At 51.5% G+C, this 9,374-nt stretch carries 10 protein-coding genes; 9 read left to right on the plus strand and 1 reads right to left on the minus strand.

Translation table 11 applies throughout. The features are described from left to right. Positions 1-30 precede the first annotated feature (30 nt). From malX to add, 3 genes are all read left to right on the plus strand, one after another. Positions 31-1,623, plus strand: coding sequence for a PTS maltose transporter subunit IICB (malX, locus tag FTE26_RS02910; protein ID WP_000125592.1), 1,593 nt, complete (start codon positions 31-33; stop codon positions 1,621-1,623). Between the two features lie 9 nt (positions 1,624-1,632). After that, positions 1,633-2,805, plus strand: a complete 1,173-nt coding sequence (gene malY / locus FTE26_RS02915; protein ID WP_000459406.1) for a bifunctional maltose regulon transcriptional repressor/cystathionine beta-lyase MalY — start codon at positions 1,633-1,635, stop codon at positions 2,803-2,805. A gap of 103 nt (positions 2,806-2,908) precedes the next feature. Further along, positions 2,909-3,910 carry an adenosine deaminase gene (add, locus tag FTE26_RS02920; RefSeq protein WP_000567490.1) on the plus strand — a complete coding sequence of 334 codons (1,002 nt, stop codon included), beginning with the start codon at positions 2,909-2,911 and terminating at the stop codon, positions 3,908-3,910. 34 nt (positions 3,911-3,944) lie between these two features. Here add and FTE26_RS02925 read toward each other — a convergent pair whose 3' ends face one another. Further along, a complete protein-coding gene (locus FTE26_RS02925) occupies positions 3,945-4,985 on the minus strand; it encodes an oxidoreductase (protein ID WP_001282521.1) in 1,041 nt (346 codons plus the stop codon). Between the two features lie 242 nt (positions 4,986-5,227). Here FTE26_RS02925 and blr point away from each other — a divergent pair, with 242 nt between their 5' ends. The 6 genes from blr to rsxC all read left to right on the plus strand — a co-directional run. After that, positions 5,228-5,353: a division septum protein Blr gene (gene blr, locus FTE26_RS02930; protein ID WP_001300888.1), complete on the plus strand. Its 126-nt coding sequence runs from the start codon at positions 5,228-5,230 to the stop codon at positions 5,351-5,353. Positions 5,354-5,625: 272 nt separating this feature from the next. Further along, positions 5,626-5,841 carry a transcription modulator YdgT gene (ydgT, locus tag FTE26_RS02935; RefSeq protein ID WP_000217950.1) on the plus strand — a complete coding sequence of 72 codons (216 nt, stop codon included), beginning with the start codon at positions 5,626-5,628 and terminating at the stop codon, positions 5,839-5,841. Positions 5,842-5,926: 85 nt separating this feature from the next. Further along, the gene (locus FTE26_RS02940; protein ID WP_001296946.1) at positions 5,927-6,367 is read left to right on the plus strand and encodes a DUF2569 domain-containing protein; all 441 of its coding nucleotides are present in this window, start codon (positions 5,927-5,929) and stop codon (positions 6,365-6,367) included. A gap of 76 nt (positions 6,368-6,443) precedes the next feature. Further along, positions 6,444-7,025, plus strand: a complete 582-nt coding sequence (gene rsxA / locus FTE26_RS02945; protein WP_000133193.1) for an electron transport complex subunit RsxA — start codon at positions 6,444-6,446, stop codon at positions 7,023-7,025. Further along, on the plus strand, positions 7,025-7,603 hold the full coding sequence (gene rsxB, locus FTE26_RS02950) for an electron transport complex subunit RsxB (protein WP_000991809.1): 579 nt from the start codon (positions 7,025-7,027) through the stop codon (positions 7,601-7,603). The genes rsxA and rsxB overlap by 1 nt, the downstream gene beginning before the upstream one ends. Further along, the coding region (gene rsxC / locus FTE26_RS02955; RefSeq protein WP_272457485.1) for an electron transport complex subunit RsxC at positions 7,596-9,374 on the plus strand (1,779 nt) is incomplete at its 3' end. The genes rsxB and rsxC, both read left to right, overlap by 8 nt.

Here is a 9,374-nt window from a genome sequence, read left to right on the forward strand (position 1 = left end):
TCCAGATTGTTCTCTACGAGGAGTCGTTTTATGACGGCGAAAACAGCACCGAAAGTCACGCTGTGGGAGTTCTTCCAGCAGTTAGGCAAAACCTTCATGTTACCCGTGGCATTATTGTCGTTCTGCGGCATTATGCTCGGCATTGGTAGTTCTCTTAGCAGCCATGATGTCATAACCCTGATCCCGGTCCTGGGCAACCCCGTGTTGCAGGCTATCTTTACCTGGATGAGTAAGATTGGCTCGTTTGCTTTTAGTTTCCTGCCTGTCATGTTCTGTATCGCCATCCCGCTGGGCCTGGCACGCGAAAATAAAGGCGTAGCGGCATTCGCTGGCTTCGTCGGTTATGCGGTAATGAACCTCGCGGTAAACTTCTGGTTGACCAATAAAGGCATTCTGCCAACCACGGATGCCGCGGTTCTGAAAGCCAATAACATCCAGAGCATTCTTGGGATCCAGTCGATCGATACCGGGATCCTCGGTGCGGTGATCGCCGGTATTATCGTCTGGATGCTGCATGAGCGTTTCCATAATATCCGCCTGCCGGATGCGCTGGCATTCTTCGGCGGTACGCGCTTCGTACCAATTATCTCCTCGCTGGTGATGGGCCTTATCGGCCTGGTGATTCCATTAGTCTGGCCGATTTTCGCCATGGGTATTAGCGGCTTGGGCCATATGATAAACAGCGCGGGTGATTTCGGACCGATGCTGTTTGGTACCGGTGAACGTCTGCTGTTGCCGTTTGGTCTGCATCACATTCTGGTGGCATTAATTCGCTTTACCGACGCAGGCGGCACGCAGGAAGTCTGCGGTCAAACCGTCAGCGGCGCACTGACCATCTTCCAGGCGCAATTGAGTTGCCCGACCACTCACGGTTTTTCTGAAAGCGCCACGCGTTTCCTTTCGCAAGGTAAAATGCCTGCGTTTCTCGGCGGTCTGCCAGGTGCAGCGTTAGCTATGTATCACTGCGCGCGCCCGGAAAATCGCCATAAAATTAAAGGTCTGCTGATTTCTGGCCTGATCGCCTGTGTCGTTGGCGGCACGACCGAACCGCTGGAATTCCTGTTCCTGTTCGTGGCGCCAGTTCTGTATGTCATCCACGCGCTGTTAACCGGCCTCGGCTTCACTGTCATGTCTGTGCTCGGCGTCACCATCGGTAATACCGACGGCAATATCATCGACTTCGTGGTGTTCGGTATTTTGCATGGTCTGTCAACCAAGTGGTACATGGTGCCAGTGGTGGCGGCAATCTGGTTTGTCGTTTACTACGTCATCTTCCGTTTCGCTATCACCCGCTTCAATCTGAAAACCCCGGGGCGCGATAGCGAAGTTGCCAGCTCAATCGAAAAAGCCGTTGCCGGTGCGCCGGGTAAATCAGGTTACAACGTTCCTGCAATCCTCGAAGCATTAGGCGGTGCCGACAATATTGTCAGCCTCGATAACTGCATTACCCGTCTGCGTTTGTCTGTGAAAGATATGTCGCTTGTTAATGTGCAGGCACTGAAGGACAATCGGGCAATTGGCGTAGTACAACTTAATCAACATAACCTGCAGGTTGTTATCGGGCCACAAGTTCAGTCAGTAAAAGATGAAATGGCCGGTCTGATGCATACTGTCCAGGCATAAGGATAAGATATGTTCGATTTTTCAAAGGTCGTGGATCGTCATGGCACATGGTGTACACAGTGGGATTATGTCGCTGACCGTTTCGGCACTGCTGACCTGTTACCGTTCACGATTTCAGACATGGATTTTGCCACTGCCCCCTGCATTATCGAGGCGCTGAATCAGCGCCTGATGCACGGCGTATTTGGCTACAGCCGCTGGAAAAACGATGAGTTTCTCGCGGCTATTGCCCACTGGTTTTCCACCCAGCATTACACCGCAATTGATACGCAGACGGTGGTGTATGGCCCTTCTGTCATCTATATGGTTTCAGAACTGATTCGTCAGTGGTCTGAAACAGGTGAAGGCGTGGTGATCCACACGCCCGCCTATGACGCATTTTACAAGGCCATTGAAGGTAACCAGCGCACAGTAATGCCCGTTGCTTTAGAGAAGCAGGCTGACGACTGGTTTTGCGATATGGGCAAGCTGGAAGCCGTGTTGGCGAAACCAGAATGTAAAATTATGCTCCTGTGTAGCCCACAGAATCCTACCGGGAAAGTGTGGACGTGCGATGAGCTGGAGATCATGGCTGACCTGTGCGAGCGTCATGGTGTGCGGGTTATTTCCGATGAAATCCATATGGATATGGTCTGGGGCGAGCAGCCGCATATTCCCTGGAGTAATGTGGCGCGGGGAGACTGGGCGTTGCTGACGTCGGGCTCGAAAAGTTTCAATATTCCCGCGCTGACCGGTGCTTACGGGATTATAGAAAATAGCAGCAGCCGTGATGCCTATTTATCGGCACTGAAAGGACGTGATGGGCTTTCTTCCCCTTCGGTACTGGCGTTAACTGCCCATATCGCCGCCTATCAGCAAGGTGCACCGTGGCTGGATGCCTTACGCGTCTATCTGAAAGATAACCTGACGTATATCTCAGATAAAATGAACGCCGCGTTTCCTGAACTCAACTGGCAGATCCCGCAATCCACTTATCTGGCCTGGCTTGATCTACGTCCGTTGAATATTGACGACAACGCGTTGCAAAAAGCGCTTATCGAGCAAGAAAAAGTCGCGATCATGCCGGGGTATACCTATGGTGAAGAAGGTCGTGGTTTTGTCCGTCTCAATGCCGGCTGCCCACGTTCGAAACTGGAAAAAGGTGTGGCTGGATTAATAAACGCCATCCGCGCTGTTCGCTAACCCCAATTGCGCAACGTAAAAAATCGTTGCGCAATCGTGGATTTTTACCCTGCTTTGTTTTTATAATGGTGCGCACTTTTATATTCAGAAAAAGAGTGCGACCATGATTGATACCACCCTGCCATTAACTGATATCCATCGCCACCTTGATGGCAACATTCGTCCCCAGACCATTCTTGAACTTGGCCGCCAGTATAATATCTCGCTTCCTGCACAATCCCTGGAAACACTGATTCCCCACGTTCAGGTCATTGCCAACGAACCCGATCTGGTGAGCTTTCTGACCAAACTTGACTGGGGCGTTAAAGTTCTCGCCTCTCTTGATGCCTGTCGCCGCGTGGCATTTGAAAACATTGAAGATGCAGCCCGTCACGGCCTGCACTATGTCGAGCTGCGTTTTTCACCAGGCTACATGGCAATGGCACATCAGCTGCCTGTAGCGGGTGTTGTCGAAGCGGTGATCGATGGCGTACGTGAAGGTTGCCGCACCTTTGGTGTGCAGGCGAAGCTTATCGGCATTATGAGCCGGACCTTCGGCGAAGCCGCCTGTCAGCAAGAGCTGGAGGCCTTTTTAGCCCACCGTGACCAGATTACCGCACTTGATTTAGCCGGTGATGAACTTGGTTTCCCGGGAAGTCTGTTCCTTTCTCACTTCAACCGCGCGCGTGATGCGGGCTGGCATATTACCGTCCATGCAGGCGAAGCTGCCGGGCCGGAAAGCATCTGGCAGGCGATTCGTGAACTGGGTGCGGAGCGTATTGGACATGGCGTAAAAGCCATTGAAGATCGGGCGCTGATGGATTTTCTCGCCGAGCAACAAATTGGTATTGAATCCTGTCTGACCTCCAATATTCAGACCAGCACCGTAGCAGAGCTGGCTGCACATCCGCTGAAAACGTTCCTTGAGCATGGCATTCGTGCCAGCATTAACACTGACGATCCCGGCGTACAGGGAGTGGATATCATTCACGAATATACCGTTGCCGCGCCAGCTGCTGGGTTATCCCGCGAGCAAATCCGCCAGGCACAGATTAATGGTCTGGAAATGGCTTTCCTCAGCGCTGAGGAAAAACGCGCACTGCGAGAAAAAGTCGCCGCGAAGTAACAAAATGGATGGTGCAAATTGCACCATCCATTTTTCATGCAAGGCACAAAGTCGCGCGATGTTTGGCGGATTCGATGCCCAGCTCAATCAACTCCATTACCTGGATTGCCTGGCTTGCCGGAACCGGATTTTCACCATCGCCATTTAACGCATCACGAATAGCCGCATAGTAAGCCGGATAATTCCCAGGCACCGTCAACAGCGTTTCTTCGACACGTTCCTCACCTTCCACGCGGGTAAGTACGCCATCACGCATATCGTAGCCCCAGTCTTCCTGCGGTAGACGCTCGCCATTTTTCAGACGTTCTTCCTGTGGATCGAGGCCATATTTCACATAACTGCCTCGGGATCCATGCACGATATACCGTGCTGACTCAGCGGCTGCCAGCATGGTACCGTGTAAAATGACTCGCCGCTGTGGATAGGACAAGATGGCGTGGAAATAATCGGTCGACTGCTCTCCGGGCCGTAACTGTGCCAAATCTACCGTCATGCTGACCGGTAAACCAAAAAGCGTAATGGCCTGATCAAGAAGATGTGGTGCTAAATCGTACCAGATACCGCTGCCTGGGCCGCCCTGTTCACGCCAACGATCGCGCACCTGCGGACGGAAGCGGTCAAAATGAGACTCAAAGTAAGCAACTTCACCCAGCACGCCTTCCGCGAGCAAACCTTTTAGCGTCAGGAAATCGCTATCCCAGCGACGGTTATGGAATACAGACAGCACACGCCCCAGGCTTTTTGCCAGCGCATCCAGCTCTCGCGCTTGTGACAGTGTCACGGTAAAGGGTTTATCAACGACCACATGTTTACCCGCCTCAAGCGCCGCTTTGGCTAACGGGAAATGGGTATCGTTGGGTGTAGGAATGACAATCAGGTCTATGTTGGGATCGTTAAACAGATGCTTCGGCTCAGAGACAACCGTAACCGTTGGCCAGTCGGCTTTTACTTTTGTTTCATCACTGCTGGAGATTACCGCCAGTTCCAGCCCGGGCGTGCCCGCAATCAGGGGCGCATGGAAGGTTTTGCTCGCATAACCATACCCAATCAACCCAACACGGATGTTGTCGCTCATGTCATTGCCTCTCATTGAAGTATGATGGCTATTTGACACTATCCTTTACCCACGCTCAACAGTTTAATAACCTGCCAGCAATAAGGGATGTTGTTTAACTTAAGTCAAAAAAATAGCGAATTTTCCAACGACAAAAGCTAAATATCGCAAAAACCTCAGTAAAAATCTTGCTGGAGCTATTATTGCTAAGTAACATTTACCCCCTGAAGTTAATGGATCAATCAAGAGAGATGTGGGCTGTAATGAATCGTCTTATTGAATTAACAGGTTGGATCGTTCTTGTCGTTTCAGTCATTCTTCTTGGCGTGGCGAGTCACATTGACAACTATCAGCCACCTGAACAGAGTGCTTCGGTACAACACAAGTAAGCTCTGCGCTTGTAGAGCGCCATGCTGCCCGTCCGGGTGCATGTTTTCACTTGTCGGATATTAAACCAGGAATTTATTATCTTGTTCGATGTTGTTGGTGATTGTCAGGGATAGTAAAGCGCGTTACTCTTTTCAGAGCAGTTTTTCATCCCTGAATATTTGCCATCAGCGCATTCTTATTATTGTAATAACACAAGCGTTCACTTTTGGTGAAATTTTATCATCACTAATAATACCTACCCCTTTGGTATTAATTATTTTATGGACCTTTTATGACTGTTCAGGACTACTTATTAAAATTTCGCAAAATCAGTTCACTCGAAAGTCTGGAAAAACTCTACGACCATCTTAATTACACCCTGACGGACGATCAGGAACTGATCAATATGTATCGTGCTGCCGATCACCGTCGCGCAGAGCTGGTTTCTGGCGGGCGTTTGTTTGACCTCGGCCAGGTACCGAAGTCCGTCTGGCACTATGTCCAATAAAGAAAGTAGCGATCGGTTATAAAAGCCTTATAATAACGCCCCTAAAATTAGATTTGCCTGTTTGCGTCGCTATTCTGGAGAACCTATGACCACCACAACGCCACAACGTATTGGAGGCTGGTTGCTTGGCCCGTTGGCCTGGCTTTTAGTCGCTCTGTTGAGTACGACGCTGGCGTTGTTGCTGTATACCGCTACGTTATCTTCTCCGCAAACATTTCAAACGCTCGGCGGACAAGCACTGACGACACAAATCTTATGGGGCGTTTCTTTTATTACCGCTATCGCCATGTGGTATTACACACTGTGGTTGACCATCGCTTTCTTTAAACGTCGGCGTTGTGTTCCTAAACACTATATTATCTGGCTGCTTATTTCCGTATTGCTGGCAGTAAAAGCATTCGCTTTTTCACCCGTGGAAGATGGCATAGCCGTTCGCCAGTTGCTGTTTACTTTGTTGGCAACCGCATTGATCGTCCCCTATTTCAAACGCTCGTCGCGGGTAAAAGCGACGTTTGTGAATCCGTAATAACCTTACAGTTAACCTGTTGTCGCCTGCTCTGGATTAACGGATAATAGGCGGCTTTTTTATTTCAGGCCGAAAAATGACTGACTACCTGTTACTGTTTGTCGGAACTGTACTGGTCAATAACTTTGTACTGGTCAAGTTTCTCGGTCTCTGTCCGTTTATGGGGGTTTCCAAAAAACTGGAAACCGCGATGGGCATGGGGCTGGCAACAACGTTTGTGATGACGCTGGCGTCTATTTGCGCCTGGCTTATCGATACGTGGATTTTGATCCCACTTAATCTGATTTACCTGCGCACCCTGGCATTTATTCTGGTGATTGCTGTGGTCGTGCAGTTCACCGAGATGGTGGTGCGCAAAACCAGCCCGGTGCTTTACCGTCTGCTGGGGATTTTTTTGCCGCTTATCACCACCAACTGTGCAGTGCTCGGCGTGGCGTTGCTGAATATCAATCTCGGGCACAATTTCTTGCAGTCGGCGCTGTACGGTTTTTCCGCCGCTGTCGGTTTCTCGCTGGTGATGGTGCTCTTCGCCGCCATCCGCGAACGCCTTGCTGTGGCTGATGTCCCGGCACCTTTTCGCGGTAATGCCATTGCGTTAATTACCGCAGGTCTTATGTCTCTGGCCTTTATGGGCTTTAGTGGTTTGGTGAAGTTGTAATGAATGCTATCTGGATTGCCGTTGCCGCCGTGAGCCTGCTGGGCCTGGCGTTTGGCGCCATTCTGGGTTATGCCTCCCGCCGTTTTGCGGTGGAAGACGATCCGGTCGTTGAGAAAATTGACGAAATCTTACCGCAGAGCCAGTGTGGTCAGTGCGGTTATCCCGGCTGTCGCCCCTACGCGGAAGCCATCAGCTGTAACGGTGAAAAAATCAACCGTTGCGCCCCAGGTGGCGAAGCTGTGATGCTAAAAATTGCCGAGTTGCTTAATGTCGAGCCGCAGCCGCTGGATGGCGAAGCGCAAGAGCTAACGCCTGCGCGGATGGTGGCGGTTATTGATGAAAATAACTGTATTGGCTGCACTAAATGTATTCAGGCTTGTCCGGTAGACGCCATCGTTGGCGCTACCCGTGCCATGCATACGGTAATGAGTGATCTCTGTACGGGCTGCAATTTATGTGTTGATCCGTGCCCGACGCACTGCATCTCGTTGCAACCGGTCGCAGAAACACCTGACTCCTGGAAATGGGATCTGAACACCATTCCCGTGCGTATCATTCCCGTGGAACACCATGCTTAAGTTATTCTCTGCATTCAGAAAAAATAAAATCTGGGATTTCAACGGCGGCATCCATCCACCGGAGATGAAAACCCAGTCCAACGGTACACCCCTGCGCCAGGTACCACTGGCGCAGCGTTTTGTTATTCCACTGAAACAGCATATTGGCGCTGAAGGTGAGTTGTGCGTTAGCGTCGGCGATAAAGTATTGCGCGGCCAGCCGCTTACCCGTGGTCGCGGCAAAATGCTGCCTGTTCACGCGCCCACCTCGGGTACCGTTACGGCTATTGCGCCCCACTCTACGGCTCATCCTTCAGCTTTAGCTGAATTAAGCGTGATTATTGATGCCGATGGTGAAGACTGCTGGATCCCGCGCGACGGCTGGGCCGATTATCGCACTCGCAGTCGCGAAGAGTTAATCGAGCGCATACATCAGTTTGGTGTAGCCGGGCTGGGCGGTGCAGGATTCCCGACAGGCGTTAAATTGCAGGGTGGCGGAGATAAGATTGAAACGTTGATTATCAACGCGGCTGAGTGCGAGCCGTACATTACCGCCGATGACCGTTTGATGCAGGATTGCGCGGCTCAGGTCGTAGAGGGTATTCGCATTCTTGCGCATATTCTGCAGCCACGCGAAATTCTTATCGGCATTGAAGATAACAAACCGCAGGCGATTTCCATGCTGCGCGCGGTGCTGGCGGAATCTAACGATATTTCTCTGCGGGTGATTCCAACCAAATATCCTTCTGGCGGTGCTAAACAATTAACCTACATTCTGACCGGGAAGCAGGTTCCACATGGCGGGCGTTCATCCGATATCGGCGTATTAATGCAAAACGTCGGCACTGCTTATGCAGTGAAACGTGCCGTTATTGATGGCGAGCCGATTACCGAGCGTGTTGTAACCCTGACTGGCGAAGCAATCGCTCGCCCGGGCAACGTCTGGGCACGGCTGGGGACGCCAGTGCGTCATTTATTGAATGATGCCGGATTCTGCCCCTCTGCCGATCAAATGGTGATTATGGGTGGCCCGCTAATGGGCTTTACCTTGCCATGGCTGGATGTCCCGGTCGTAAAGATTACCAACTGTCTGTTGGCTCCCTCTGCCAATGAACTTGGCGAACCACAGGAAGAACAAAGCTGCATCCGGTGTAGCGCCTGTGCTGACGCCTGCCCTGCGGATCTTTTGCCGCAACAGTTGTACTGGTTCAGCAAAGGTCAGCAACACGATAAAGCTACCACGCATAACATTGCTGATTGCATTGAATGTGGGGCTTGCGCGTGGGTTTGCCCGAGCAATATTCCCCTGGTGCAATATTTCCGTCAGGAAAAAGCTGAAATTGCGGCTATTCGTCAGGAAGAAAAGCGCGCCGCAGAAGCCAAAGCGCGTTTCGAAGCGCGCCAGGCTCGTCTGGAGCGCGAAAAAGCGGCTCGCCTTGAACGACATAAGAGCGCAGCCGTTCAACCTGCAGCCAAAGATAAAGATGCGATTGCTGCCGCTCTGGCGCGGGTGAAAGAGAAACAGGCCCAGGCTACACAGCCTATTGTGATTAAAGCGGGCGAACGCCCGGATAACAGTGCAATTATTGCAGCACGGGAAGCCCGTAAAGCGCAAGCCAGAGCGAAACAGGCAGAACTGCAGCAAACTAACGACGCAGCAACCGTTGCTGATCCACGTAAAACTGCCGTTGAAGCAGCTATCGCCCGCGCCAAAGCGCGCAAGCTGGAACAGCAACAGGCTAATGCGGAACCAGAAGAACAGGTCGATCCGCGCAAAGCCGCCGTCGAAGCC

This window comes from Escherichia sp. S10b (assembly GCF_028421345.1).
Classification (GTDB): Bacteria; Pseudomonadota; Gammaproteobacteria; order Enterobacterales; family Enterobacteriaceae; genus ECMA0423.